Genomic DNA, 23980 nt, shown 5'->3' on the forward strand with positions numbered 1-23980 from the left:
CTCGGCCCGCGGCAACGCTGCCCCAGAGGGAATGTCCTCCCCCGGGCATCAAGCAGGCATCACGCGAGGCGCACAGCTACGCCGCGTTCAGGGCCTGCGCGATATCGGCGATCAGGTCGGACGGATGCTCGATGCCGATCGACAACCGGATCGTGGAGTCGAGCACGCCGATTTTCTGGCGGATGTCGGCTGGAACGCCGGAATGGGTCATGCTCGCCGGCAGGCTGGCCAGCGACTCGGTGCCGCCGAGACTGACCGCCAGCTTGAAGATCTGCAGCGCGTTGAGGAATTTGAAGGCGGCGGCCTGGCCGCCGACGATGTCGAACGAAAACGTCGAGCCCGCGCCGGTGCATTGCCCTGCGAACAGACGCCCGGCCGGCGAGTTCGCATCGTGATGGCCGAGGTAATGGACATGCGCCACCTTGGCGTGGTCGCGCAGAAAATCCGCCACCAGCCGCGCGTTGGCGTCGGCCTTTTCCATGCGGATGCTCAAGGTCTCGAGCGACCTGGAAAGCATCCAGCAGGAATGCGGGTCGAGCTGGGTGCCGATCGCGCCGCGCAGCGCCTTGATGTCCTTCATCAGGGCTTTCGAGCCGAGCGCGGCGCCCGCGATCAGGTCGGAATGGCCGCCGATATATTTGGTCAGCGAGTACAATGACAGATCCGCGCCGTGTTCGATCGGCCGCTGAAACACCGGTCCGAGCAGCGTATTGTCGCACGCGACGATCGGCGTGTGATCCTGCGCCTCGCCAATGTTCTCGGCGACGCGGCGGACCATCGCGATATCGACCAGTCCGTTGGTGGGGTTGGCCGGGGTCTCGATGAAGATCATCGAAACCCGTCCCTTGCGCATGGCGTCCTCCGCCGCCAGCTGCACCGCGGCTTCGTCGATGCCGTCGGCAAAACCCACCGAGCCGATCGAGAGGCCCGCAAGCGTTTTCGTGAACAGGGTTTCCGTGCCGCCATACAGCGGTTGCGAGTGCAAGATGACGTCACCGGGGCGGACGAAGGCGAGGATCGCCGTCGAGATCGCCGACATGCCGGACGAGAACAGCGCGCATTTCTCGGTGCGCTCGTAGACCGCAAGCCGGTCCTCGACGATCTCGCTGTTGGGATGATTGAACCGCGAATAGACCAGGCCCGCGCCCATCCCCTCGGGCGGCTCGCGCCGGCCCGAGACGAAATCGAAGAAATCCTGACCGTCTTCGGCGGTCCGAAACACGAAGGTCGAGGTCAGGAACACCGGCGGCTTGACGGCGCCTTCCGACAATTGCGGATCGTAGCCGTAGTTCAGCATCAGCGTTTCCGGATGCAGCATGTGGTTGCCGATGTGGGTCTTGGACGGAAACGGTTTCACCATGGCCTGCCTCGCTGGCTGCATTCAGAAACGTTCCCCTTTGTGGGGGTCGTCAAAGACGGTGCGCCGTTCGCGTGGACATGACGGCATCCAACGACTCGGGTCACCGATCTCTGGAGCAGCCTAGCAACATCCGGGGGTGAATTCACTGCGTTCGCAGGCAAGGCGACCACGTCGCCCGTGCGAGATGCTGTCGCAGCTGGGCCGGCAATACCGCCACGAGGTTAGGAAATATCGTCGATTTGTCGCAGCCTGGTCAGCGCTCGGACCGCATATACGGGCTGCGCTCGGTCACATGCTTGAGTTCGGGCGCAACGTCCATCGTCTGGGTCACGTGCTGCGCTATATTGGTTCGCTTCGTGCTGGCCGGATTGCCCACAAACGCCCACATGACCACGCCAATCGCGAGCGTCGCGCCGCTTATCACCCCGATATCTCGCTTCATTGCGATCTCCCGTTTTGTTTTCGGGTGCGCGCAAATCAAGCCAGTTGGTCGTGGTCGAAGTATGGCTATTACAAGATTGGCCGGCCGATCCCGGCAATGTGATGGCTGAACCGCGGCAGCGCTCAGCTCTTGCTTGGCGTGGCCGCGTCCGCAGACAATTTGCCGAGCATGACGGTGAGTTCCTCATCGGCGCTGATGATCGTCTTGTTGCTGTCTCCCTCGCCCGGTGCAGGATCCACTGCAGTCGGCGGCTCGGCGGGTGCGCCAATAGCTTCCAGTCGTCTGGCCGGTTCGACCGGCGAGGAAGCGGAATCGGACGATTTTTCGGAAAGCTTTAATGTCGGCTCCCGCAAAGGCGTCGATGGCCGATCCGGCCGACGGGCCGCCGTTGCACTGCCAACCGGATTGGGCGGCCTGGCGTCGACAGCCAGCCTGCCATTGCCACGCGGCACAACACTCTTGCTTGCTCTTCCGATGATGCCGTCAACGATGGCGGGAAGGCGCTGCTTGTCGATGTCAGCGAGGTATTCGCCGGCTAGCTCGTCCACATATTGCTGGCCGTAGTCGGCCAACACGGAGGTTATCCGCGCGAGATCGACATCGCTTTCAACAAGCTGACGCCATGCCTGACTGTCATAGGAAACCGCCGGTGGGCTTATCGGCTTCGGGGGTTCGCGAGAGACGAGCGGTTCAGGAACCGGAGGCTGCGCCATGCGCTCATCGGCTGGCGCGCGGCTTAACGGTGGGACACTCACCCGTCGTCGGTTGTTCTCTGCCACCAGAAGTGACAGCAGGCCGACGCCCATCAGCAGGAACCCAACCGTCGCCCATACCAGAGTGGCGCAAAGCAGAGCCCCGGCAATCAGCAATATCCACCCGGCAACGCGCACTAACAGGCCTTCTCGGCAACAAGGGCCAAATTCAATTGCCAAACATGAGCGCTAATTCTCAACGCTTCCGGCAAGCTACGCAACACAAGATTACCGCCACATCCGGTGACGGCCGGCCAGCGCTTTCGCGCCGATCCAGCCGTCGCGGGCGCGCTCAGTTCTGCTACGCGCCGGTGACGCGCCAGATCACGTCGCCGACATCGTCCGCCATCAGGAGCGACCGGCCGTCGGGACCGACCACCACCCCGACCGGTCGTCCATAGGATTCCTTCTCGTCGGGTGCGAGGAAGCCGGAGAGAATATCCCGCGCCGGCCCTGACGGACGCCCGTTCTCGAACGGCACAAAAACGAGCTTGTAACCGCTCAGCGTGCTGCGGTTCCAGGAGCCGTGCTGGCCGATCGCCATGCCATCGGGAAAACCCGGCAGCGTGCCAGCGGGCACCCAGCAAAGACCGAGCGACGCGGTGTGACCGCCGAGCGCATAGTCCGGCGTGATCGCCCTGGCGACCGCGGCCGGATCCTGCGGCACCCGGTCGTCCACCGTCTGGCCCCAGTAGCAATAGGGCCAGCCGTAGAAGCCGCCATCGCGCACCGAGGTCAGGTAATCCGGCGGCGTCTCGTCGCCGAGACCGTCGCGCTCGTTGACGACAGTCCAGAGCACGCCGGTCTGCGGCTCCCACGCCATGCCCACCGCATTGCGCAGGCCGCCGGCAAAGATGCGGCTGGAGCCACTGGCAAGATCGAGCTCATGGATCGCGGCCCGGCCCTCTTCCACCTCCATGCCGTTGTCGGCAATGTTGGTGAGCGAGCCAACACCGGCGTAGAGCTTCTTGCCATCCGGGCTCGGCAGCAGGCTCCGCGTCCAATGCCCGCCCGGCTTGAAGGTGACGAGTTTGCGCCCTGTTGCCGTGATGCGATCGGCGTTCGCCACATAGGGGAACGCCACCAAGCCGTCGGTGTTGCCGACATAAAAGGTGTCGCCGAGCAGCGCCATGCCGAACGGCTGGTTCAGCCCCTCCATGAAAATCCCGCGCTTTTCGGCGACGCCGTCGCCATCCGCATCGCGGAGCAGCGTGATGCGGTTCGCGCTATCGCCAAGCGCCGCGGCCCGTCGCATCGTGGCCTGCATCGCATAGCCGAACACGTTTCTGACCGGACCTGCGACCTGGTTCGATTCCGCAATCAGGACATCGCCGTTTGGCAGCACGTTGATCCAGCGCGGATGTTTCAGGCCGGTCGCAAATGCATTGACCTTGAGCCCCGGTGCTGCCGTCGGCTTCTGCCCGTCGTCCCAGCCCCTCGCCGACGGCATCTTGAGCGTCGGAATGGCGCCCTGCGGCTTCGCTTCCGGCACCACGGGCGTGCTGCCCCAGGCAGGCGCAGGCGCCGCGCCCTGCAGTTTGCGCCAAAACAGCGCCCCAGCACCGATCAGCGCGACGATGCGCGCAAAAATTGCAGAAAAGTTCATGACATTCCCCATTGGATCGCGCGCACACTAGAGCAAGATCGGTCCTGATCAAATCAGAACCGATCTTGCCCTAGATCCCTGTTCTTGACGCGTTTTCTTGACGCGAACCGGTATCCACTTCGCTCGAAAACGCTATAGCCGACGTCTCTGTGCGTTGAAACCTCGCGCGCTGAACTGCAAGTCTGGATTGCGTCGAAAAAGCAGGTCGTGAAACGCCGCCCGATGCTGTAAAAGCTGATCCGCTGTCAAAGCTCAATCTGCGGAGGGTCACGCTCGGCGAGGAACCCGCGAATAATGAACGGGATTTATCGATGAGCGTCGGACTGATCGCCCTTCTCGACGATATCGCGGCGATCGCAAAGGTGGCAGCGGCTTCCCTTGACGATGTGGTCAGCCAGGCCGCCAAGGCGGGGGTAAAGGCGGCCGGCGTCGTCATCGACGATACCGCGGTCACGCCTGGTTACGTGATCGGCTTCGCGGCCAAGCGCGAACTGCCGATCGTGGGCAAGATCGCGGCCGGATCGCTTCGCAACAAGCTCCTGATCCTGCTTCCCGTTGCGCTGGCGCTCAGCTACTTCCTGCCCTCGGCGATCACGCCGCTGCTGATGTTTGGCGGGGCCTATCTCTGCTACGAAGGCGTTGAAAAACTGTACGAAGCCGTCATGCCCCATCATGCGCACCAGCATGAGGCCGAGCTCGGCACGGTGGCGTTGCAGGCGCAGACGCTCGAGGACCAGAAGGTCGCGAGCGCCATCAAGACCGACTTCATCCTGTCGGCGGAGATCATGGCGATCACACTGGCGGCCCTGCCCGCTGGGAGCATCCTGAAGCAGGCCATCGTGCTGGCGGTGGTCGCAATCGGAATCACCGTCGCGGTGTATGGCCTGGTGGCTCTGATCGTGAAGGCGGACGACGCCGGTGTGGCGCTGGCGCGAAACGACAATGTTTCGGTCATTGCCAGCATCGGCCGCGGATTGGGACATGCTCTTGTCCGGGGCATGCCCGTCTTCCTGATATTTCTCAGCGCCGTCGGCACCGCCGCCATGATCTGGGTTGGCGGCGGCATCATCTTGCATGGCATCGAGGCGTACGGCCCGCCTTCGATCGGTCATGCCGTCCACGCCGCGACCGACGCTGCGGCTCACGCCTTGCCGGCGGTCGCCGGTTTGTTCAAATGGATCGTCGAGGCGGCCATCTCAGGCGTGATCGGTCTGGTGGTCGGCGCGGCGTCAATCCCGATCATCGGATATGCCGTGGCGCCCGCCTGGAAACGCGTGAAGCGGCTTCTGCCGGGCTGACAACAAAAAGATCGACCCAGCAGACCAGCCCACGGCGTCACGCATACTGCGATTATGGGATGCAGGTCCCGCCACGGTGCCCCGGCGTAAACAGGGCGCCGCAGAGCGAACCACCGGTAACCCAGACCCCAAACCCGTAGCCTCCAACCGTAATTTCGATTCCGACGTAGCCCTTGTCGACGACGACGGTGACTGCGCCACCGTTCACGGCATCGAGTTCGTCCATGGTCAGTTCGTTGATTTCCTTGCTCATGTCGCGCTCTCATATCGGCGGGGGAATTCCCGACCTCCAACAACTGCAACGTTAGGGTGCTGCAAGGATTGCTGCCGTGACGAATATCACGAATGCCCGGCGCGCCCTTCCTGCCGGACGGGCCAGGGCAGCGCGCGTTGATCCGCGTTATTCCGACTTGCTGGTCTCTTGCGTTGCAGGATTCGCCGCAACCGCAGGTCCGCCGCCGAGCAGCCTTGCGAGGCTGCGGGCGCGCCTTGTGTCGATGCTGACATAGGCGGTCATGCCGGCGCGCAGCGGCGGCTCGCCTGATCGTTCAACCAGCTGCAGCCGCACCGGCAGGCGCTGCACGACCTTGACCCAATTGCCTGAGGCGTTTTGCGCCGGCAGGATCGCAAACTCCGCGCCGGTCGCCGGGCTGATGCTCTCCACCACGGCGTCCCAGGTAACGTCGGGATGCATATCCAGCACGACCTTGGCCTTCTGCCCCACCGTCACATAGGTCAGGTCGGTCTCCTTGAAGTTGGCCTCCAGCCAGGGCCTGCGGTCGGTGACCAGCGCGAACAGCGGCGTCTGCGCCTTGACCTGCTCGCCGAGCTGCAGCTTGAAATTGACCACCACGCCCGCCTTCGGCGCCTTGATCTCGGTATAGGCAAGGTCGAGCGCGGCACGATCGCGCACCGCCAGTTTTTCGCGCACCGCCGCGAACTGATCCGTCGGCCGGTCGGGCTTGCCGCCGAGGGCTGCTTCGACGCGCGCGATGCGCTGGTGCAGCACGGCGACGCGATCTTCGCCTTCCTGCTCCTCGCTGTTGGTCTGCTCGACCTTCGCGGTCGAGGCGACGCCGCGTCCGGACAGCTCACGCTGGCGCCTGGCCAGGGACTGGAGATACGCCAGCTTGTTCTCCGCCTCCTTTGTCTCGGCCCGGATCTCGCGCAGGCTGGCCTTGAGCTGCTCGACGGCGGCGCGCGCGGAATCAATTTCCGCTTCGGCCTTGGCGAGCGCCAATTGGTATTGCGTCGGATCGAGGCGAAGCAGCACGTCGCCGGCGGCGACGGCCGAATGATCGCGGATCCGCAACTCGGTGATACGGCCCTGAACCTCGCTGGCGATCTGGGCGATGTCCGCCTTGACGAACGCGTTCTCGGTCGAGATGTGGCGGCCGCCCTGCAGCCAGAAGGCCAGCGCGCCCACCAGGACCAACAGAGGCACGCCGACCAGCGCCAATCGCTTCATCCGCTTGGTCATGGCGCGGCCCTGCCGTTGAGCCGGCCTGTCGCCAATGGAACTCGCTTTCGCGGGGCCGTCGCCAACTCGCCCCGCGCGGCCTCGCCGTCATCGGCCGACACCAGGGTTTTCTTGATGCGCTGCAACAGGGCCATCAGCTGTTTGCGCTCGGATCCTGCGAGATCGGCGAGCCCGGCATCGACCGTGTCCTCGGCGACGCGCCAGATGCGCTTGTGGACCCGCTCGGCCTCCTTGGTCAGATAGACGCGCTTGACGCGGCGGTCGTCCGCTTGCGTGCGGCGTTCGACCCAGCCATTGGCCACCAGGCGGTCGATCATGCGGCCGGCGGTGGCCTTCTCGACCTCCATCATCTCGGCCAGTTCGGAATGCGAGGCGCCGGGACGGCGGTGCAGGCGGGTCAACACCAGCCATTGTGCCCGCGTGATGCCGAGGCGGCGCACGCGGCGATCGAACTCGGTCCGCAACAGGCGGGCAACGTCCGAAATCACAACCCCAATATATTCGTCGGTATTCGGCATGGCGCTGTTGTGGCCGCCCTGAAATTAGTAAGCTAGGTTAGTATCTGACATCAGCTGCCGCAAGGGACATCACCCTGAGTTCCACCAGCATGGAGGCCGAGGACCCTGCCGGGACCATGTCCACGGCGCAGCGATATTTGACGCTGATGACGGTCGTGCTCGGCTCTTCGCTGTACGGCACGGCGCTGCTGACGACGTCGACCATCCTGCCGCAGATGCAGGGCGCGCTGTCGGCGACCCAGGACGAGGTCGCCTGGGTGATGACCTTCAACATCCTGGCGACCGCGGTCGTGACGCCGATGACCGGCTGGCTGGTGTCCCGCTTCGGCAGCAGGCGCGTGATGGTGTGGTCGGTCGGATGGTTCACGCTGGCGACGCTGCTGTGCGGCATGGCGCAATCGCTCGAGGGGCTGGTGCTGTGGCGCATCCTGCAGGGCGGCGCCGGGGCGCCGCTGGTACCGCTGTCGCAGTCGATCCTGTTCGCGACCTTCCCGCGCCGCCAGCACTCGATGGTGATGTCGATCTTCGGCATGGCGGTCGCGGTCGCGCCGGTGTTCGGCCCGGTGTATGGCGGCTATCTCGCCGAGGCGCATAGCTGGCGCTGGTCGTTCTACATGCTGGTGCCGATCGGGATTGCGGCCACGATCGGCATGGCCTGGACGCTGCCCTCCGACAACCAGTTGACCAAGGTCCGCTTCGACTGGACCGGCTTCATCGCGCTGGCGACCGCGCTGGCGGCCATTCAGCTGGTGCTCGCCCGCGGCGCACGGCTGGACTGGTTCGACTCGACCGAGATCGTGGTCGAATGCCTGATTGCGGGCATCGCGTTCTATGTTTTTCTCATCCACAGTCTCGACGCCCGCAATCCGTTCGTGAACCTGAAACTCCTGACCGACCGCAATTATGCGATCGGGCTGGCGCTGGTGACGATCTACGGCATGCTGAACTTCACGCCGATGGTGTTGCTGCCGCCGCTGCTGCAGCAGCAGGCCGGTTATCCCGACGCATTGGTCGGACAGGTGATCGGATCGCGCGGTCTCGGAATGCTGGTCGGCTTCATGATCGCCGGCTTGATGAACCGGCTCGATCCGCGCCTCACCATGGCCTTCGGCTTTGGCCTGCAGACCGTGGCGGGGCTGTGGATGCTGACCTTCGACCTCAACGTCACGATGGAGATCCTGGTCATCAACAGCATGATCCAGGGATTTGCCGTCGGCGTCGTCTGGGTGCCGATCACGGCGGTGGCGTTCGGAACGCTGGACGCCAAGCATTATGCGGAAGCATCCGCGATCTTCCATTTGCTGCGCAATATCGGTTCGAGCTTCTTCATCTCGCTGTCGATCGCCGAAATCGTGCGTACCTCGGGCGCCAATTACAGCCGGATGACCGAGATGATCTCACCCTATAACCGCGCGCTGACGACGCCGGGCCTTACCGGCGGGTGGAATTTCGACACCGTGCCGGGCCTTGCCAAGGTGGCAAAAGAGATCGCCCGCCAGTCGATGATGATCGGCTATCTGAATGCGTTCACGATGTACACGGTGACGTCGGGCCTCGCCGTCATCTTCGTCCTGATGGTGCGGGGCCGCAAGACGGCGGCTTGATGCGAGCTAGATCACCGGGTTCTTACGGGCGTCGGCCGTCGCGTTTCCGTGATAAGTTTTTCGCGGAACGGCTTTGATGAAACAATTCTGTCCACCGACGAAGCCATTTTAGTGATCTGGCGAACACTTCCTGAAACCATTGTCAGGCATACTGAGGCGTTACTGAACAAGCAATTTCACCAGACCAGCGGTGGCATCCTCAACGAAGTGGAACACGCCATGCTTTCAGAAAAATTCTTTCTGCTGTTGGAGACCCTCCGGAGTGAGGCCGAGCGAAGCCCGACCTATTCGGACGGCAGCACCCGGGTGATCAGCACCTCGCCGCACGTCCCGGTCCAGCTGCCTGCCGCCGACCGGAAGTAGAGCGCGCTTGCGCCAGTCGACGTCTCGCGACGTTCAAACGCACGACGCCGCACCTGTCCGGCGCGGCGTCGCTTTGCGGCAACCTTGGCCGACCGATCAACCGACGTTCTTGGGGCCGATCGGGAAATCGCCCTTCGGGCCCGGCTTTGGGTCGAGCGTTCCATCCGCGATGCAGTAGCCGATTCCCAATGCAACGCCCAAGGCGATGAAGGGAAACCAGCCGCCGCTGACCTGCTCCAGCTTGGCATCCGGCAACGGCGCAAGGCCGTCGGCGTTCAGAGTTGCTTGCGTGTTGGCCATCATTGTCTCCTTCAATAGGCCGTCCATCCCTCAACGCCCATCCAAGGGACCGAGATCGTCGAGGGTCGGCATCGAGGCTGACCAAAACCGGATGTTTGTGCTGTGATCGGAATCACGGTGTCATCGAGCGAGTGCGCTCGACCCGAGGGCAAAGCAAAAACGCGGCGCCGAGGGCGCCGCGTTTCGTTTTCTCCCATTTCATTCGCCGTCATTCCGGGGCGTCCGAAGGACGAACCTCAGGTGCGCAATTGCGCACCGGGGAATCTCGAGATTCCGGGTCCGCTTCGCGCCCCGGAATGACGGCGCAACTAGCGCCGTCAGCTCGCCACCGCCGACGACGGCATGTCGCGCTCGCGCTTCATGACGATCTTGTTGAGCGCGCCGAGATAGGCTTTTGCCGAAGCGACCAGCGTATCCGGATCTGACGCCTTGGAGGTCATCGAGCGGCCTTCATGGGCTAGCCGCACCGAGACCTCGGCTTGCGCGTCGGTGCCTTCCGTGACCGCGTGGACCTGGTACAGCTCGAGCTTGGCCTCGTGCGGCACCAGCGCCTTGATGCAGTTGAACACCGCATCGACCGGGCCATTGCCTTCGGCCTCCTCGATCTTGGTCTGGCCGCCAATGTCGAGCTTCATGGTGGCGCGCTGCGGCCCATGGGTGCCCGCGATGACCGTCAGCGACGTCAGCTTGATGCGGTCATGCGAGTTGGCGATTTCCTGGTCGACCAGTGCCTCGATGTCCTCGTCGTAGATGTCCTTCTTGCGGTCGGCCAGCGCCTTCATCCGCACGAAGGCGTCTTCCAGCTGGTTGGCGCCGAGCTTGTAGCCCATCTCCTCCAGCTTGTGCACGAAGGCATGACGTCCGGAATGCTTGCCGAGCACCAGCGACGACTTCTTCAGGCCGATCATCTCGGGGCGCATGATCTCGTAGGTCGAGGCGTCCTTCAGCACGCCGTCCTGATGGATGCCGCTTTCATGGGCAAACGCGTTACGGCCGACGATCGCCTTGTTGTACTGCACCGGGAACGAGGTCGCCGCCGACACCAGTTTCGAGGCCCGCGTCAGCATTGTGGTGTCGATCTTGTTCCACCACGGAAACACGTCGTTGCGGACGTTCATCGCCATCACGACTTCTTCCAGCGCGGCGTTGCCGGCCCGCTCGCCGATGCCGTTGACGGTGCATTCGATCTGGCGCGCGCCGCCGGCGATACCGGCCAGCGAATTCGCCACGGCCATGCCGAGGTCGTTGTGGCAGTGCACGGAGAAGACTGCCTTGTCGGAATTCGGCACCCGCTCGATCAGCGTGCGCATGAAGCGGGTGTATTCCTCGGGCGTGGTGTAGCCGACGGTGTCCGGAATGTTGACCGTGGTGGCGCCGGCCTTGATCACGGCCTCGACGATGCGGCAGAGATAATCCATCTCGCTGCGGGTGGCATCCTCGGCCGACCATTCGACGTCGTCGATCTGGTTGCGGGCGCGGGTGACGTTGGCGATCGAGAGCTCCATCACCTGCTCGGGCGTCATGTTCAGCTTGACGCGCATGTGCAGCGGCGAGGTCGCGATCACGGTATGGACGCGGCCGCGCCTGGCGAATTTCACCGCTTCGGCGCAGCGGTCGATGTCCTTCGGATTGGCGCGCGACAGACCTGCGATGACAGAGTTCTTGGAGCGGCGGGCGATCTCGCTGACCGCCTGGAAGTCGCCTTCGGAGGTGATCGGGAAGCCGGCCTCGATGACGTCGACGCCCATGTCGTCGAGCATCTCGGCGATCTCGATCTTTTCCTCGAACGTCATGGTGGCGCCGGGGCACTGCTCGCCGTCGCGCAAGGTGGTGTCGAATACGATTACGCGGTCCTTCTCGGACTTATTGGCTGTGGTCATCTGCAACTTCCTTTGGGTGGTGCGCCGTTTTTTGGGCGCTGAAGGGTTCCTTGATCTCACGCAACCCCTGAGTGCCCAGGCGCAACCGCCCAGACGGCCCTCAGGGGCCGATAAGAAGCAGAAGCCCGCCAATAAGGAGGGTGGGCAAGGACGCAGCCGGAATCGCGCAGGTACGAACGGCCGAGGCCGATCCACCCTGAACTCCAACATTTTCGCTGCGAATCAGCATTGCCAGACCCTTGAGGAGACGAAATCCTTAGCCAAAACCATTGACAGTTCGTTGCCGGGACCACGTTCCATGGCCGTTCTAGACGAGAAATATGGCCGGCCGCAATGCCAAAAGATGGTCAGGATGGATGACCTAACGGGGCAAAAGCATCGCAGGGTAAACGGCGCCCTCCCCTTAGCATCCCCCGGACACGCAGCCGTGAGGGGTCAGCCTCCCCTTCCCCGTCGTTGCGCCGGGTTGAAAGCCAGGGCGCGCGAACCATCTCTAGCCAGGGTGGAGATTTGTAAAATGGAGCGGCGCATGAGCCCTCGGTTTCTCCTGCTGACCTTGCTGGCGGCCTTTGGCCTTGCGGTTCTGTTTGCAACGCTCACAACGGTCCGGCAGTTGCACATCCAAACGTCCGCGATCACACAACCGCTGCACCGGGGTTGAGCGCCGCGGATACGCCTTACGCGGATGCCACATTTGTTCCACCATCCCTGAGCGCTTAAAGCCGCATGGTGATACGCGGATGCCGACTGTATGACCGGTGATCGGTTCATGGACGGGGCACGCGTTTGGACAGGTTTCAGATCGGTAGTCACATCATTGCGCTGGCCGCCGCCTTCGCGCTCGCGGTGCCGATCGGCTGGGATCGCGAGAAGCGCGCACGAAGCGCCGGCTTAAGGACGTTTCCGCTCGTCGCCCTGGCCAGTTGCGGCTTCGTGCAAGCCAGCGAAAACCTGCTCGTGCACTCCCCCGACGGCATGGCGAAAGTCATCGAAGGGCTGATTACAGGCATCGGCTTCATCGGCGGCGGCGCCATTCTCAAACAGGGCACCTCCGTTCACGGCACCGCGACCGCGGCAAGCCTGTGGGCGACCGGCGCGATCGGCGTCTCCGTCGGCCTCGGCAGTTATGACGTCGCCGTCACGGTTGCCATTTTCACCTTCCTGACGTTGCGCCTCCTGACGCTCGTCAAGGATGAGAGCGATGAAGGCGAAGGCGGCAAACCCGATCGGACCTGACGGGGTGACAGCTGAAGGTGCATTGTTGCGTTAGCCGCTGCCTCAACTTTTGCGTAAAGCCGGTTTATGGACGTAAGCTGCCGGTACCGATCCGACAGGAGGCTGTCTCATGCCAAAGAAGGGGGTTACGGGCCATGACGAGTGGGTGGTGACCCAGGCACTCGCCACGGCCCTGGTCGCGCTCGAACAGCTTCCGGAGAAGATTCAGCCGCGACCCCATATGGAGGATCTTCGGAAACTCCTGATTGCCGGCTGCGCCCCCGGTAGCGAGGGTCTGCATCTGGCCCAGGCGAAGTGCCGGTTGTTCCCACAAACCGACCCGGAGACGATCTACCGGGAGTACGGCCTGGAGGGTGGTCGGGACTGAGGGTCAGTAGGATGGGTAGAGCGCAGCGAAACCCATCATCTCACCCGCGGAAGCCTCGATGGGTTTCGCTGCGCTCTACCCATCCTACTTCTTCGCAACCTCGCCCTTCTCCTCCGCCAGCAGCGCCTCACGCACCTGCTTGAACTCGCTGCGGTCGGCCTTGTCGACCTCGGGGAAACGCAAATCCAGCCGGTCGAGCGCGCTGACGATGGTCGAGCCGATCACGACGCGGGCGAACCATTTGTGGTCGGCCGGCACCACATGCCATGGCGCGTGGCGCGCCGACGTGTGACGGATCATGTCCTGATAGGCGGCCTGGTACTTTGCCCACAGCTTCCGCTCGGCAATATCGGCCAGCGAGAATTTCCAGTTCTTGGCGGGCTCGTCCAGCCGGGCGAGAAAGCGCTCGCGCTGCTCTGCCTTGGAGATGTTGAGGAAGAATTTCAGGATCACGGTGCCGTTGCGCGCGAGGTAACGCTCCATGGCCGAGATATCCTCGAACCGTTCGCGCCAGATACTCCCAGTCACCAGTTTTTTCGGAATCTTCTGCTTGCCGAGAATCTCGGTGTGCACGCGCACGACAAGGCATTCCTCGTAATAGGAGCGGTTGAAGATGCCGATCCGGCCGCGCTCGGGCAGCGCGATCATGCTGCGCCAGAGAAAATCGTGGTCGAGCTCCTTGGTCGACGGCTGCTTGAACGAGGTGACCTCGCAGCCCTGCGGGTTGATGCCGTCGAACACGCTCTTGATCGCCGAGTCCTTGCCGGCGGCGTCCATGCCCTGAAACACCAGAAGCATCGACCAATTGTCCTGCGCGTAAAGCTTTTCCTGATACTCGCTCAGCCGCTTGCGATTGGCCTCGATGATCTTCTCGCCCTTGTCTTTGTCGAGACCGCCCTTCTCGCTGGTCTTGTGCGATTTCAGGTGAAACTCTCCTGTTCCGTCAACGCGAAACGGGGCGACAAAGGGTTTTAGCGTATCGCCAAGCGGTTGCTGTGATTTCTTGCTCATGAGGCTACGGGCTTCTTCCCGGGTTGCGTCTTGAACCGATCCATGACGCTACCAAGAATGCCCTTGGGAAGGAATATGATGAACAGCACCAGCAGCACGCCGTAGACCAGATTGTCCCAGCCCACCGCCTTGGTCCCGAACCAGATGCGCAAAAATTCGGCAAGCAGGATCGTGATGATGGCTCCGACCGTCGGCCCGAACGACACGTAGACGCCGCCGACGATGACGGCGAACACCATCTGCAGCGACACCGCAATGCCGCTGACCGTGTCGGGCGAGATGAACATCTGGTACTGGCAGTACAGCGCGCCTGCGAGCGCAGTCATCAGCGCACTGATGATGGTGATCTTGAGCTTTTCGAAGGTCACGTTGACGCCGGCGGCGGCCGCCGCGTCCTCGTCGTCCGAGATCGCCTCCATGGCGTAGCGGCTCATGCTGCGGTCGACCCATTGCCAGATCAGAAGTCCGACCACCCAGACGAACAGCGCGATCAGGTACCACGTCGTCTTGTCGTCGAACTGCAGCGCCAGCAACTGGCTGCCCTTGGTGCGGTTCGGCGTGTAGCCGAGCGAGCCGCCGGTGTAGTCGCGCGTCGCGGTGATGACCTGCAGCACGATGCCGGACAGCGCCAGCGTCACCAGCACGAAATAGTGCCCGGTGATGCGGTAGCGGAAGCAGGGATAGGCGACGATGACCGCGAGCAAACCCGCGCACACCATGCTGAGCGGAATGCCGATCCACGGCGAGACGCCGAGATGGTTCCACAACAGCGCCGTGACGTAGGCGCCGACTCCCATGAAGCCGCCATGGCCGAGCGACACCAGGCCGAAGCGGCCCATGATCGACCACGACGTGTAGGCGAACGACCAGATCAGGATCAGCACCAGGATGTGCAGATGATAGGGCTGGCGGTAGACGAAGGGCAGCGCGATCAGCGCCGCTATTCCAACGACCCAGGCAATGGTTCGTGCGTTCACGAGCGCCTCGCGAAAAGGCCGGCGGGCCGGATGAACATCATGACGATGAAGAAGGCGAAGGCGAGCACGTAGCCCCATTCGAGGTCGGAGAACAGGCCGCCGAGCGAAATGATCTCGGCGAACACGAACGCCGCGATGAAGCCGCCCACAAAGTTGCCGAGCCCGCCGAGCACGCAGATCAGGAAGGTGATCGGCCCGAACGACAGGCCGACAAAAGGATGCACGTCGTATTGCAGCACGAGGAGACAGGCAGCCAGCCCCGCCAGCGCACCGCCCAGCGCCGAGGTGACGAGGTAGATGCGCTTGGTGTCGACGCCCATCAGCGACATGATCTGGCGGTCCTGCGAGATGGCGCGGATCGCGGTGCCGGTATAGGTGCGTGTCATGAAGAAATAGACGCTGACCATGCCGATCAGGGCTGCGGCAAAGGACAACAGCCGCGAATAGCTGAAGTGCATCTCGCCGAGCGCCAGTACCGGCAGGCGGATGCCGAGATTGCGGAAGTCGATGCCGAAGGCGACAGTGGCAAAGCTCTGCAGGATGAACAGTACGCCGCCGGTGGCGAGCAGCTGGTTGATCGGCGGCGCGGTGAGCAGCGGCGCGATCACAATGTAGTGCAATGCTGCCCCCAGCAGCGCCACCAGCAAAATGGTCAGCGGCGCCGCCGCCCAGTACGGCAGGCCGTAAAACTGGACCAGATAGTACATGCCGTACATGCCGATCATGACCAGCTCGGCATAGCAGATCCAGGTCACGTCGATGACGCCGAAGATCAAATTGAGCCCGAGCGCCAACAGCGCCAGCACCCCGCCGAGCAGGATGCCGTTGACCACGGCTTCCAGCAGATAGATGTCGAAGATATCAAGAAATCCCTGCATCGCTTTGCCCTAGACCGTGACGACATTTGGTTGAGTTGGCGCAGCCGTCATCCCCGGATGAGCGCATTCGCGCTCACTCGGGAGGAGCGAGCGCAGCGAGCCTCGAAGGATGGGCCACGGGTACTCATCCTTCGAGGCGCGCAAGAGCGCGCACCTACGGGTGAACGCAATTGCGTTCATCCCGGGGATGACGAGAGACTGTCTGAACGCGCCAAACGTCATCATGCTAAACCCCGAGATACGCCTGCTTGATCGTATCGTTGCTCATCATCTCCGCCGAGGTACCGGACGCGCGGATGCTGCCGGCCTCGAGCAGGTAGGCGCGATCGACCACGCGCAGCACCTGCTGCACGTTCTGCTCGACGATCAGCACCGTCAGCCCGCTGGCGCGGATCCGCTTCACCAGCTCGAACACCTGCTGAACCACGACCGGCGCCAGACCCGCCGACGGCTCGTCGAGCAGCAGCAGTTTCGGGTTCGACATCAGCGCGCGGCCGATCGCGCACATCTGCTGTTCGCCGCCCGACATGGTGCCCGCCATCTGGCTGCGGCGTTCCTTCATGCGCGGAAACAGGTCGAACACGAATTCCAGCCGCTCGGCATATTTGGCGCGGGCGCCTTCCATGTAGGCGCCCATCTTCAGATTGTCGTCAACCGTGAGCCGCGGAAACAGCCGGCGGTTTTCCGGCACATGCGCGATGCCGAGGCTGACGATGCGATGCGCCGGGGTCGCCAGCACGTCGGTGCCTTCCATCGAGATCGAGCCTCTGGTGGGCCGGATCAGGCCGGAGATCACCCGCATCAGCGTGGTCTTGCCGGCGCCGTTGGGGCCGATCACGCCGACCGCCTCGCCCGCCTTGACGTCGAGGCTAACGCCGAACAACGCCTGGAAAGTGCCGTAACCCGCATCGACCGATTTCAATTCGAGCATGCCTAGTCCCCTGCCCGCCGGCGCGCTTCCCCGGCCGCGGCTAGAGTCGAATCCGCATCGGTGCCGAGATAGACCTCGATCACGCGGGGATCGCTCGACACCGCACTCGGCAAGCCTTCGGAAATCTTTTCGCCGTGGTCGAGCACCATGACGCGATCGACCACGCGCATCAGCACGCCCATGATGTGCTCGACCCAGATGATGGTGATGCCGAGTTCGTCGCGGATCCTGCGCAGCATGTCCGCCGCAGCATCCATCTCTTTCTCGTCGAGGCCGCCGAGGCTCTCGTCGGCAAGCAGAAGTTTCGGCCCGGTCGCCAGCGCTTTCGCAAGTTCGAGCTTCTTCAGGCCGGCGGCCCCGAGGCCGTCGACGGTGGCATGGCGATCGGTGGTCAGGCCGACCATATGAAGCGCCTTTTCGGCGGCCTCATCGGCCTTGGCGCGGCTGTGGCTGCCCTGGCCGTAGTAACCGGCCAGCGCCACGTTTTCGAAGATGCTGAGCCGGTGAAACGGCCGCGGGATCTGGAAGGTGCGGCCGATGCCGCGGTTGATAATGCGATGCGGCGCGACGCCCGCGATCTCCGCGCCGTCGAACAGAATCGAGCCGGCGGTCGGGACCAGCGTGCCCGACAGCATGTTGAAGATCGTGCTCTTGCCGGAGCCGTTCGGCCCGATCAGGCCGAGAATCTCGCCCTGTTCGACCCGGAACGATACGTTGTTGACCGCGGTGAAGCCGCCGAAGCGCTTCACCAACCCGTTCACCGTCAGCACCCCAGATACTCCGCTAACCTACTGGCTGCTGAAGGTGGTGCCCTTCGGCAGGGGCAACACGGCCTCGCGTTGCGCCTGGCTCTTCGGCCACACCACATACGACTTGTCGTCGACATACTGGATCACCACCGGGAACGAGCGTTCGTTCTGGCCGGCCATCTGCTGGCCTTCGCCGTAGAACTTGACGCCGAAGCCGAGCATGGTGCCGCCTTCCGGCAAATCGACTTCGAGCGAGGCCTTGCGCAACGCCTCGGGATCGACGCCGCCATACTTCTTGATCGCGCGCGGCAGCACCTCGGTCATGAATACGTAGGTGTTGGACGCGGCCATGCCGACATGGGCGGAACGGATGGCGACGCCGGGTTTGGCCTTGTCGAACTCCTCACCCACCATCTTGATCATCGGCGGCAGCTTCGGATCCATCGACTTCTGGTTGGCAAGCCAGATCGAGATCGGGTCGGTGTTGAAGACGTAGTTGACGTCGGCGCCGAGGCCTTCCTTCAGCTTCTCGTAGACGCCATAGCCCGCGCCATGGCCGACCAGCGCGCCGAATTTCAAGCCCTGCTCGCGCGCCTGGCGCAGCAGCAGCGTGATGTCCGGGTTGTAGCCGGTGTGGAAGACCACGTCGGGCCGGCCGCGCTTCAGCTTGGTGACGAGCGCGGAAAGATCCGGCGCTGTGGCGGAATAGCCCTCCTTCAGGACGACGTTGAAGCCGGCCTTCTTGGCGCCCGCCTCGTTGCCCTTCGACACGTCGACGCCATAGGCGCCGTCCTCATGGATGATCGCAACCCGCAGGTCCTTCGGCTCCTTGCCGAACTTTTCCTTGGAGTTCTGGGCGATGAAATCCATCGTCATCAGGCCGAACTGATCGCCACTGGCCTGCGGGCGGAAGATATATTTGAAATTCTTGTCGGCGAGCACCGCCGAGGAAATGCAGGTGGTGATCCACATGAACTTCTTCAGCTGCTCGACGCGGGCGGCCACCGGCACGCATTGCGCCGACGAGAAGAAGCCGAGCAGCATGTCGACCTTTTCCTGCTCGACGAGGCGGATCGCCTCGTTGATGGCGACATCGGGCTTGCTCTGCGCGTCGGCGTAAACCGCCTCGATCTTGTAGCCTTCGACGCCGGTCTTGCTGAAATGGTCGAGCATGATCTTGGCGCCGGTGTATTGCAGCTCGGAACCGCCGCCGGCGAGCGGGCCGGTCAGGTCGTAGATCACGCCGATCTTGATTTTCTTTTCCTGAGCTTCGGCGGCAACCGCCATCCCCAGCACCGCCACCGCGGCGGACAGCCCGACAAACAGGCGTGCAACCTTGTGCCCCGGCATCAAATCCTCCCTGTATATGGTGCGATGCACCTTTTTGTTTTTGTCGTATCTTTTTTCGACATCACACGGGTAGCGCCGTGTGATGTCAAGGCAATAACCAAGGTTACACTGTCGCGGCACCTCGGCATCCAAAAAAATATCAGTCGCAGCACAACCGATGCGCGCAGCTGCTCAATCATCGGATGTTAAACATCGGATGATTGCTAGCATACATCACCCATGCTAGCAAATCGCAAATCTCAGCCAAATCTCAACAACGTCAAGAGGAGAAGGAGGTGGCCAAGCCGAAGAGCGCCGACAAGCGTGTCAAGCCGGGGCGCATTCGCAACGTGTTGACGACACTCGGCCGCGAAATTGCGCAGGATCTCATTCCGGTCGGAGCGGCCTTGCCACCGGAGCCGGATCTCGAAACCCGCTTCGGCGTCGGACGCGGCGTGGTGCGGGAGGCCATCAAGACGCTCGCCGCAAAGGGACTGGTCAGCGTCCGCCCCCGGCATGGCACCCACGTGCTTCCGCGCAGTGAATGGAGCCTGCTCGACCGCGACGTTCTGAGCTGGCTGGTCGGCAAGGACGAGCCGGGCCGCGATCTTCTGCTGGCAATCCAGGAAGTCCGCTCGATCATCGAGCCGGCGGCCGCAGCGCTCGCCGCCGAGCGCGCCACCAAGAACGACCGCTGGCGGATCAATGCGGCTTTGGCCGCGATGGAAACCGCGCAGGACCAGGCGAGCACCATCGCCGCGGACAAGGCGTTTCATCTCGCGATCCTCGACGCCACGCACAACCCGGTGCTGCAAGGCTTCCGTGGCGCCATCGACACCATCCTGAGCACGGTCTTCATTGTCGCGGTGGGCAGCGCCGGCTGGTTCCGGGACAATATGCCCAATCATGCCGCCGCCGCACGCGCGATCGAGAGCGGCGACGCCGAGAAGGCGCGGATCGCGATGGAGCGGGTGCTTGGCTACACCAAATTCAAACTGTCGAACCGCAAGACGGCGACCGCCGCCGAGCGACGGTCGGCCGGCACGGTCGCAAGCACGCCAACGAAAAGAGCAATCGTCAAGAAGGCGAGCGCCAACAAAAAGCGAAAGCGCCACGTGTCGTAGTATAAAACGCTCGACCCATGTCCTCGCTACGCCGCAAACTGCGCCTCAATGAACGCCGTCACGAAGCGTGGCATCGCTGAGGTGAGATCGCGCGTTCCGCGCACCAGATGAATGGCCGATAATTCGGGCGATTGCTGCAAAGCGAGATTGGCCTCGATCCGGCTGCGCAATGCCTCGCCCGATATATCGACGTGCAACAGCCGGATCATTGCCAGCGCCGGGCCGGTGTAGACGCAATGCCAATCCGGATCGCTCCGGTATTCCCCCGGCACGAGACCGGTTTCTTCCTCGAGCTCGCGCGCCACACTGCCGGATATGTCGAGCGCGCCATCCCTGACGTCGTCGAGATCGGGCGTGCCTGACGGAAAATAGATTCGTCCGGCGTTGGAGGTGTGCTGGCCCATCTCGCCGAGCACGAATGCGCCGTCAGCGCAGCGCAGCGCGCCCATCCCAAAACCGTTGAACACGTCCCGGTCCGGAAAGCCCCAGTCACGCCAGGCCAGGAAGCTCGCGAAATCAGTCTCGAAATAGCCGGCCGTGAGGTGACTGCCGGCAAACACAGGATGGCGTCCGAGCAGCACGCGCCCGTTCCACAGTTCGGGATTGTCGCGCTGCGCCTGCGCGAAATGCGCATCGATCTCCGCCCGCCGCGCGGCGGCGAACGGCCATGACCAGGATTCGACCGGCAGATCGAGCGAGGTAACGCGATGAATGACCGGTGGTGTCGTGCCATTCATCGCCGCATCACTTCCGACATTGCGTCACGCACGACTTCACGTGTTATTTGGCGCTCGAGCCGGTCGTCTTCTTGACCTGATCGACATATTTGTTGGTGTAGGTCTTGGTGACGTCGATGTTGGCTTTTGCCACCTCGGGTGAGCTTTCGCTGAACACCGCCAGCACCGCATCCGCGCCCTTCGGGTCCATCTTGCCGTTCAGCGAATACATCGGGATCGTGTTCTTCAGCGCCGCCAGATACAGCTCCTTGTTCTTGCCGACGATCTCTTCCGGCATTTTCGCCATGATCTCTTCCGGCGAATGGGAGTGAATCCAGGTCAGCGTGTTGACGATCGCCGTGGTCAAAGCCTGCACTTCCTTCTCGTGGGATTTGATCCATGCCGCCGTGGTGTAGAGCGAGCCGCCCGGATATTCGCCGCCGAACACTTCGAGCGTATCCTTTTGCGTCCGGGTGTCGCTGAGGATCTTGAGGTCGGGATAGCTGCCCTGCAGCACCGTGACCGATGGATCCAGCATCACGGCCGCGTCGATCTGACCCTGCTGCATCGCCGCGACAGCGGTGGCGCCAAGGCCGACGCCGATCACCGAGGCGCTGGTCGGATCAAGGCCGTTTTTCTTGAGCAGATACTTCAGGAAGAAGTCGGTCGAGGATCCCGGCGCGCTGACGCCGACCTTCTTGCCGGCGAGATCCTTGATCGAGTTGATTTCCTTGTTGTGCGAGGGCGACACGACAAGCACCAGCCCGGGATAGCGGTCATAGACCACGAACGACACCAGCTCCTGCTTCTTGGCCGCCAGATTGACGCAATGGTCGAAATAGCCGGAAACCACGTCGGCGCTGCCGCCCAGCACGGCCTTCAGTGCATCCGAGCCGCCCTTGAGATCGACCAGCTCGACGGCAAGGCCGGCTTTTTCGTATTCGCCGAGCTGCCTGGCCAGCACCGTCGGCAGATAGCACAGGCAGGACCCGCCCCCGATCGCGATGGTGACCTTGCTTTGCGCTGCGGCAAAGCCTGACGTCAGGACCAGCGCCAGCAGCGCCCCGGCCAGCCGGCCAACAATTTTCTTCATGGTTTCCTCCGATGGGTTGCCGACAGGATAATGCAGTGCACAGGCCTTGAGAAGGCGACTTTGCCGACAATGCGAGGGCCATTATTGCAACGCTGGTCCGCTCGCTGCGGTTTATTCCATCGCAGATGCGTGGTCTTTCGTCGCGCTGGCGAAGTGCGGCTTCGCGGCGTAGCATTCCGCCGCAAAAGTTTCCCTGGGAGGACTATCCATGAATCGTATCGCCATCACCTTGTCAATTGCCACCGCCTTTGCCGCCGGCTGCGGCGTCACGCATCTGCTGCGCCCTGCCCTTGCCGCCGAAAACATCACCGCGCAGGTCATCTCGACCGGCGATCTCGAAGGGGACAAGCTGTCTCCTCTCAACGCCGGCGGCATGCGCAACAAAATGCTGGTCTCCGCGGATGGCGTGACCATCGCGATCCAGGATGGCAGCCCGCCGAAGCATCTGCATGCCAACGCCAACGAGATTCAGTACATCCTCGAAGGCACCGGAACGATCTGGCTTGGCGACAAGGAAGTGACGGTGAAGCCGGGCGACCTCGTCGTCATCCCCAAAGGCACCCCGCATGGCGGTACCAAGCCTGTCGGCCGCACCATCAAGGCGATCGCGATCAAGACCCCGCCGCAGGCGCCGGATGACACGAAGATCTTGAACTGAGGGTATCACCGTCGTCCCGGCTCAGGGCCGGGACGACGAGAGACCCTACCCCCGCCCCTCCGCCGCGGCCGGCCGCCCGCGCTGGACCACGATTACCGCCGCGATCAGCTGTAGCGCGATGCAGAGCGCAATGGGCGTCTCGTACCCGCCGGTCCAGCTCTGAACGACACCGAGAAAGGCGGGCCCCAATGAGCCAATGGTTCCGCTGATCGCATTCGACAGCCCCATGACGACGACAAAGCTCGCGGCGCTGAACTCGCGATGCATGATGAGCGGCGGCAGTGTGATGAGATTGCCGACCGAAAAGCCGAATACCGCGCAGGCAGCCAGTACAATCGGAATCGCATCGAAATGCAGGATGCTCAGGAGTGCTGCCGCCTGACTGACGATCGAGATAGCGGTGACGCGCCGCGGATCGAATCGGTCGACGACCATGCCGAGGCCGAAGCGGCCGGCGATCGCCATCAATGTCATCACCGAAACCGCCAGACCCGCATTGGCGCGGCCGATCTTCGGCTCGAGCATGGCGATCTGGTGCACGATAAAACCGATCTGGGCCACGAGCGCCAATGCAAACGGGATTGAGATGGTCCAGAACGCGACGCGGCGGATGAGCTTTGCGCGCGAAATATCGCTCGGGACAGAAGGCGTTTCGGCATGCAGCGGATCAGCCGGACCTCCGGCCGATGGCGGGCCGATCCAGGCGACCGTGACAGGTACGAGAACGGCGACCATGACCGCTGTTCCGGTCATCATCGCGGCGGCAAAGCCGAACCGTTCGACCAGATACACCAGCGAGGGCGTCACGATGACGCCGCTAAAACTGGCGCCAGTGAAGGCCAGGCTGATGGCGAGACCGCGGCGGCGGACGAACCAGAGGCTCACGATGGTCGCGCTCACGATCGTCCCCATCCCGATCCATCCGAGCGACATCAGGGCAAACGCGATGTAGAGCTGCCAGGGGGTGGCCGCGAACGCGAGCAGCGTCATCGACGCCGTCAGTGCCGCAATTCCGAACAAGACGAGCCGCCGCGGACCCAGCCGGGTCATGAGTTCGTTGGTAAACGTCGCGAAAATGTTGGCAAGCAGGAGCGACACCGTGCTCGCGCCCGAAATGAGCGCGGCCGGCCAGCCGTTCAGACGCTGCAGTTCGGCCAGGTAGACGCCATGACCGTAAAGGCCGAAGCCGAACAGAAACAGCGCCATGAGGAAACAGGCGAGCACGACGCGCCAGCCGGCGTAGCGCAGCAAGGTCTCATCGGATTGGCCTGCGTCCTGTGCGGGGATCATTTGCTTTCGCGCGGTCGC

General features: G+C 63.1%; 25 protein-coding genes. 7 read left to right on the plus strand and 18 right to left on the minus strand.

The window, feature by feature from the left end:
- Nucleotides 1-76: 76 nt before the first annotated feature.
- The 4 genes from JQ600_RS17355 to JQ600_RS17370 form a co-directional block, all read right to left on the minus strand.
- Entirely contained in the window at nucleotides 77-1360 is a 1284-nt protein-coding gene (locus tag JQ600_RS17355; protein WP_212271870.1) for a cystathionine gamma-synthase family protein, read from the minus strand.
- A 253-nt stretch (nucleotides 1361-1613) separates the two neighbouring features.
- Nucleotides 1614-1802: a hypothetical protein gene (locus JQ600_RS17360; RefSeq protein ID WP_212000260.1), complete on the minus strand. Its 189-nt coding sequence runs from the start codon at nucleotides 1800-1802 to the stop codon at nucleotides 1614-1616.
- Nucleotides 1803-1924: 122 nt separating this feature from the next.
- Nucleotides 1925-2692: a hypothetical protein gene (locus JQ600_RS17365; protein WP_212389893.1), complete on the minus strand. Its 768-nt coding sequence runs from the start codon at nucleotides 2690-2692 to the stop codon at nucleotides 1925-1927.
- 163 nt (nucleotides 2693-2855) lie between these two features.
- Nucleotides 2856-4160, minus strand: a complete 1305-nt coding sequence (locus JQ600_RS17370; RefSeq protein WP_212389894.1) for a sorbosone dehydrogenase family protein — start codon at nucleotides 4158-4160, stop codon at nucleotides 2856-2858.
- 311 nt (nucleotides 4161-4471) lie between these two features.
- Here JQ600_RS17370 and JQ600_RS17375 point away from each other — a divergent pair, with 311 nt between their 5' ends.
- Nucleotides 4472-5458: a DUF808 domain-containing protein gene (locus JQ600_RS17375; RefSeq protein WP_212389895.1), complete on the plus strand. Its 987-nt coding sequence runs from the start codon at nucleotides 4472-4474 to the stop codon at nucleotides 5456-5458.
- Between the two features lie 52 nt (nucleotides 5459-5510).
- Here the strand turns inward: JQ600_RS17375 and JQ600_RS17380 are convergent, their stop codons facing one another.
- From JQ600_RS17380 to JQ600_RS17390, 3 genes are all read right to left on the minus strand, one after another.
- Nucleotides 5511-5711, minus strand: coding sequence for a hypothetical protein (locus tag JQ600_RS17380; protein ID WP_212266556.1), 201 nt, complete (start codon nucleotides 5709-5711; stop codon nucleotides 5511-5513).
- A gap of 147 nt (nucleotides 5712-5858) precedes the next feature.
- Complete coding sequence (locus tag JQ600_RS17385) at nucleotides 5859-6938, minus strand: HlyD family secretion protein (RefSeq protein ID WP_212266553.1); 1080 nt, start codon at nucleotides 6936-6938, stop codon at nucleotides 5859-5861.
- Nucleotides 6935-7456 carry a MarR family winged helix-turn-helix transcriptional regulator gene (locus JQ600_RS17390; RefSeq protein ID WP_212266550.1) on the minus strand — a complete coding sequence of 174 codons (522 nt, stop codon included), beginning with the start codon at nucleotides 7454-7456 and terminating at the stop codon, nucleotides 6935-6937. The genes JQ600_RS17385 and JQ600_RS17390 overlap by 4 nt, the downstream gene beginning before the upstream one ends.
- A gap of 116 nt (nucleotides 7457-7572) precedes the next feature.
- On the opposite strand from JQ600_RS17390, the gene JQ600_RS17395 reads away from it, so the two are divergent.
- A complete protein-coding gene (locus tag JQ600_RS17395; RefSeq protein WP_212389897.1) occupies nucleotides 7573-9060 on the plus strand; it encodes a DHA2 family efflux MFS transporter permease subunit in 1488 nt (495 codons plus the stop codon).
- A 48-nt stretch (nucleotides 9061-9108) separates the two neighbouring features.
- On the plus strand, nucleotides 9109-9423 hold the full coding sequence (locus tag JQ600_RS17400) for a hypothetical protein (protein ID WP_212489989.1): 315 nt from the start codon (nucleotides 9109-9111) through the stop codon (nucleotides 9421-9423).
- Nucleotides 9424-9519: 96 nt separating this feature from the next.
- On the opposite strand, the gene JQ600_RS17405 is transcribed toward JQ600_RS17400, so the two are convergent.
- Both JQ600_RS17405 and JQ600_RS17410 read right to left on the minus strand, forming a co-directional pair.
- Nucleotides 9520-9723 carry a hypothetical protein gene (locus JQ600_RS17405; RefSeq protein WP_212389899.1) on the minus strand — a complete coding sequence of 68 codons (204 nt, stop codon included), beginning with the start codon at nucleotides 9721-9723 and terminating at the stop codon, nucleotides 9520-9522.
- Nucleotides 9724-10040: 317 nt separating this feature from the next.
- Nucleotides 10041-11603 (minus strand): 2-isopropylmalate synthase, encoded by a 1563-nt coding sequence (locus tag JQ600_RS17410; RefSeq protein WP_212389900.1) that lies wholly within the window; start codon nucleotides 11601-11603, stop codon nucleotides 10041-10043.
- 786 nt (nucleotides 11604-12389) lie between these two features.
- On the opposite strand from JQ600_RS17410, the gene JQ600_RS17415 reads away from it, so the two are divergent.
- Both JQ600_RS17415 and JQ600_RS17420 read left to right on the plus strand, forming a co-directional pair.
- Complete coding sequence (locus JQ600_RS17415) at nucleotides 12390-12839, plus strand: MgtC/SapB family protein (protein WP_212389901.1); 450 nt, start codon at nucleotides 12390-12392, stop codon at nucleotides 12837-12839.
- A 109-nt stretch (nucleotides 12840-12948) separates the two neighbouring features.
- Nucleotides 12949-13206 (plus strand): hypothetical protein, encoded by a 258-nt coding sequence (locus JQ600_RS17420; RefSeq protein WP_192737945.1) that lies wholly within the window; start codon nucleotides 12949-12951, stop codon nucleotides 13204-13206.
- An 84-nt stretch (nucleotides 13207-13290) separates the two neighbouring features.
- Here JQ600_RS17420 and JQ600_RS17425 read toward each other — a convergent pair whose 3' ends face one another.
- The 6 genes from JQ600_RS17425 to JQ600_RS17450 form a co-directional block, all read right to left on the minus strand.
- The gene (locus tag JQ600_RS17425; protein WP_212389902.1) at nucleotides 13291-14217 is read right to left on the minus strand and encodes a polyphosphate kinase 2 family protein; all 927 of its coding nucleotides are present in this window, start codon (nucleotides 14215-14217) and stop codon (nucleotides 13291-13293) included.
- Nucleotides 14214-15194, minus strand: a complete 981-nt coding sequence (locus JQ600_RS17430; RefSeq protein WP_312011043.1) for a branched-chain amino acid ABC transporter permease — start codon at nucleotides 15192-15194, stop codon at nucleotides 14214-14216. The genes JQ600_RS17425 and JQ600_RS17430 overlap by 4 nt, the downstream gene beginning before the upstream one ends.
- Nucleotides 15191-16072, minus strand: a complete 882-nt coding sequence (locus tag JQ600_RS17435; protein ID WP_192737948.1) for a branched-chain amino acid ABC transporter permease — start codon at nucleotides 16070-16072, stop codon at nucleotides 15191-15193. The genes JQ600_RS17430 and JQ600_RS17435 overlap by 4 nt, the downstream gene beginning before the upstream one ends.
- Before the next feature lie 226 nt (nucleotides 16073-16298).
- Nucleotides 16299-17003 (minus strand): ABC transporter ATP-binding protein, encoded by a 705-nt coding sequence (locus JQ600_RS17440; protein ID WP_212034425.1) that lies wholly within the window; start codon nucleotides 17001-17003, stop codon nucleotides 16299-16301.
- A gap of 2 nt (nucleotides 17004-17005) precedes the next feature.
- Nucleotides 17006-17773 carry an ABC transporter ATP-binding protein gene (locus tag JQ600_RS17445; protein ID WP_212266533.1) on the minus strand — a complete coding sequence of 256 codons (768 nt, stop codon included), beginning with the start codon at nucleotides 17771-17773 and terminating at the stop codon, nucleotides 17006-17008.
- Nucleotides 17774-17791: 18 nt separating this feature from the next.
- The gene (locus JQ600_RS17450) at nucleotides 17792-19102 is read right to left on the minus strand and encodes an ABC transporter substrate-binding protein (RefSeq protein ID WP_212389904.1); all 1311 of its coding nucleotides are present in this window, start codon (nucleotides 19100-19102) and stop codon (nucleotides 17792-17794) included.
- 275 nt (nucleotides 19103-19377) lie between these two features.
- On the opposite strand from JQ600_RS17450, the gene JQ600_RS17455 reads away from it, so the two are divergent.
- Nucleotides 19378-20205, plus strand: coding sequence for a FadR/GntR family transcriptional regulator (locus JQ600_RS17455; protein ID WP_212389905.1), 828 nt, complete (start codon nucleotides 19378-19380; stop codon nucleotides 20203-20205).
- Nucleotides 20206-20231: 26 nt separating this feature from the next.
- Here JQ600_RS17455 and JQ600_RS17460 read toward each other — a convergent pair whose 3' ends face one another.
- Both JQ600_RS17460 and JQ600_RS17465 read right to left on the minus strand, forming a co-directional pair.
- On the minus strand, nucleotides 20232-20942 hold the full coding sequence (locus JQ600_RS17460) for an NUDIX hydrolase (protein WP_212389906.1): 711 nt from the start codon (nucleotides 20940-20942) through the stop codon (nucleotides 20232-20234).
- A 43-nt stretch (nucleotides 20943-20985) separates the two neighbouring features.
- Nucleotides 20986-22014: an ABC transporter substrate-binding protein gene (locus JQ600_RS17465; protein ID WP_212266524.1), complete on the minus strand. Its 1029-nt coding sequence runs from the start codon at nucleotides 22012-22014 to the stop codon at nucleotides 20986-20988.
- A 208-nt stretch (nucleotides 22015-22222) separates the two neighbouring features.
- Between JQ600_RS17465 and JQ600_RS17470 the strand changes: the two genes are divergently transcribed.
- Complete coding sequence (locus JQ600_RS17470; RefSeq protein WP_212266521.1) at nucleotides 22223-22672, plus strand: cupin domain-containing protein; 450 nt, start codon at nucleotides 22223-22225, stop codon at nucleotides 22670-22672.
- 45 nt (nucleotides 22673-22717) lie between these two features.
- Here the strand turns inward: JQ600_RS17470 and JQ600_RS17475 are convergent, their stop codons facing one another.
- A complete protein-coding gene (locus tag JQ600_RS17475; RefSeq protein ID WP_212389907.1) occupies nucleotides 22718-23962 on the minus strand; it encodes an MFS transporter in 1245 nt (414 codons plus the stop codon).
- Nucleotides 23963-23980 lie beyond the last annotated feature (18 nt).

Origin of the sequence: Bradyrhizobium sp. AUGA SZCCT0176 (genome assembly GCF_018130145.1) — a bacterium.
Taxonomy (GTDB): domain Bacteria; phylum Pseudomonadota; class Alphaproteobacteria; order Rhizobiales; family Xanthobacteraceae; genus Bradyrhizobium.

Excerpts from the sequence above, each read along its gene's own strand:
- JQ600_RS17425 (WP_212389902.1), bottom strand. The coding sequence starts at position 14,217 with ATGAGCAAGAAATCACAGCAACCGCTTGGCGATACGCTAAAACCCTTT.
- JQ600_RS17370 (WP_212389894.1), bottom strand. The coding sequence starts at position 4,160 with ATGAACTTTTCTGCAATTTTTGCGCGCATCGTCGCGCTGATCGGTGCT.
- JQ600_RS17420 (WP_192737945.1), top strand. The coding sequence starts at position 12,949 with ATGCCAAAGAAGGGGGTTACGGGCCATGACGAGTGGGTGGTGACCCAG.
- JQ600_RS17355 (WP_212271870.1), bottom strand. The coding sequence starts at position 1,360 with ATGGTGAAACCGTTTCCGTCCAAGACCCACATCGGCAACCACATGCTG.
- JQ600_RS17460 (WP_212389906.1), bottom strand. The coding sequence starts at position 20,942 with ATGAATGGCACGACACCACCGGTCATTCATCGCGTTACCTCGCTCGAT.
- JQ600_RS17395 (WP_212389897.1), top strand. The coding sequence starts at position 7,573 with ATGTCCACGGCGCAGCGATATTTGACGCTGATGACGGTCGTGCTCGGC.
- JQ600_RS17440 (WP_212034425.1), bottom strand. The coding sequence starts at position 17,003 with ATGCTCGAATTGAAATCGGTCGATGCGGGTTACGGCACTTTCCAGGCG.
- JQ600_RS17435 (WP_192737948.1), bottom strand. The coding sequence starts at position 16,072 with ATGCAGGGATTTCTTGATATCTTCGACATCTATCTGCTGGAAGCCGTG.
- JQ600_RS17385 (WP_212266553.1), bottom strand. The coding sequence starts at position 6,938 with ATGACCAAGCGGATGAAGCGATTGGCGCTGGTCGGCGTGCCTCTGTTG.
- JQ600_RS17380 (WP_212266556.1), bottom strand. The coding sequence starts at position 5,711 with ATGAGCAAGGAAATCAACGAACTGACCATGGACGAACTCGATGCCGTG.
- JQ600_RS17470 (WP_212266521.1), top strand. The coding sequence starts at position 22,223 with ATGAATCGTATCGCCATCACCTTGTCAATTGCCACCGCCTTTGCCGCC.
- JQ600_RS17475 (WP_212389907.1), bottom strand. The coding sequence starts at position 23,962 with ATGATCCCCGCACAGGACGCAGGCCAATCCGATGAGACCTTGCTGCGC.
- JQ600_RS17405 (WP_212389899.1), bottom strand. The coding sequence starts at position 9,723 with ATGGCCAACACGCAAGCAACTCTGAACGCCGACGGCCTTGCGCCGTTG.
- JQ600_RS17465 (WP_212266524.1), bottom strand. The coding sequence starts at position 22,014 with ATGAAGAAAATTGTTGGCCGGCTGGCCGGGGCGCTGCTGGCGCTGGTC.
- JQ600_RS17390 (WP_212266550.1), bottom strand. The coding sequence starts at position 7,456 with ATGCCGAATACCGACGAATATATTGGGGTTGTGATTTCGGACGTTGCC.
- JQ600_RS17375 (WP_212389895.1), top strand. The coding sequence starts at position 4,472 with ATGAGCGTCGGACTGATCGCCCTTCTCGACGATATCGCGGCGATCGCA.
- JQ600_RS17410 (WP_212389900.1), bottom strand. The coding sequence starts at position 11,603 with ATGACCACAGCCAATAAGTCCGAGAAGGACCGCGTAATCGTATTCGAC.
- JQ600_RS17450 (WP_212389904.1), bottom strand. The coding sequence starts at position 19,102 with ATGCCGGGGCACAAGGTTGCACGCCTGTTTGTCGGGCTGTCCGCCGCG.
- JQ600_RS17360 (WP_212000260.1), bottom strand. The coding sequence starts at position 1,802 with ATGAAGCGAGATATCGGGGTGATAAGCGGCGCGACGCTCGCGATTGGC.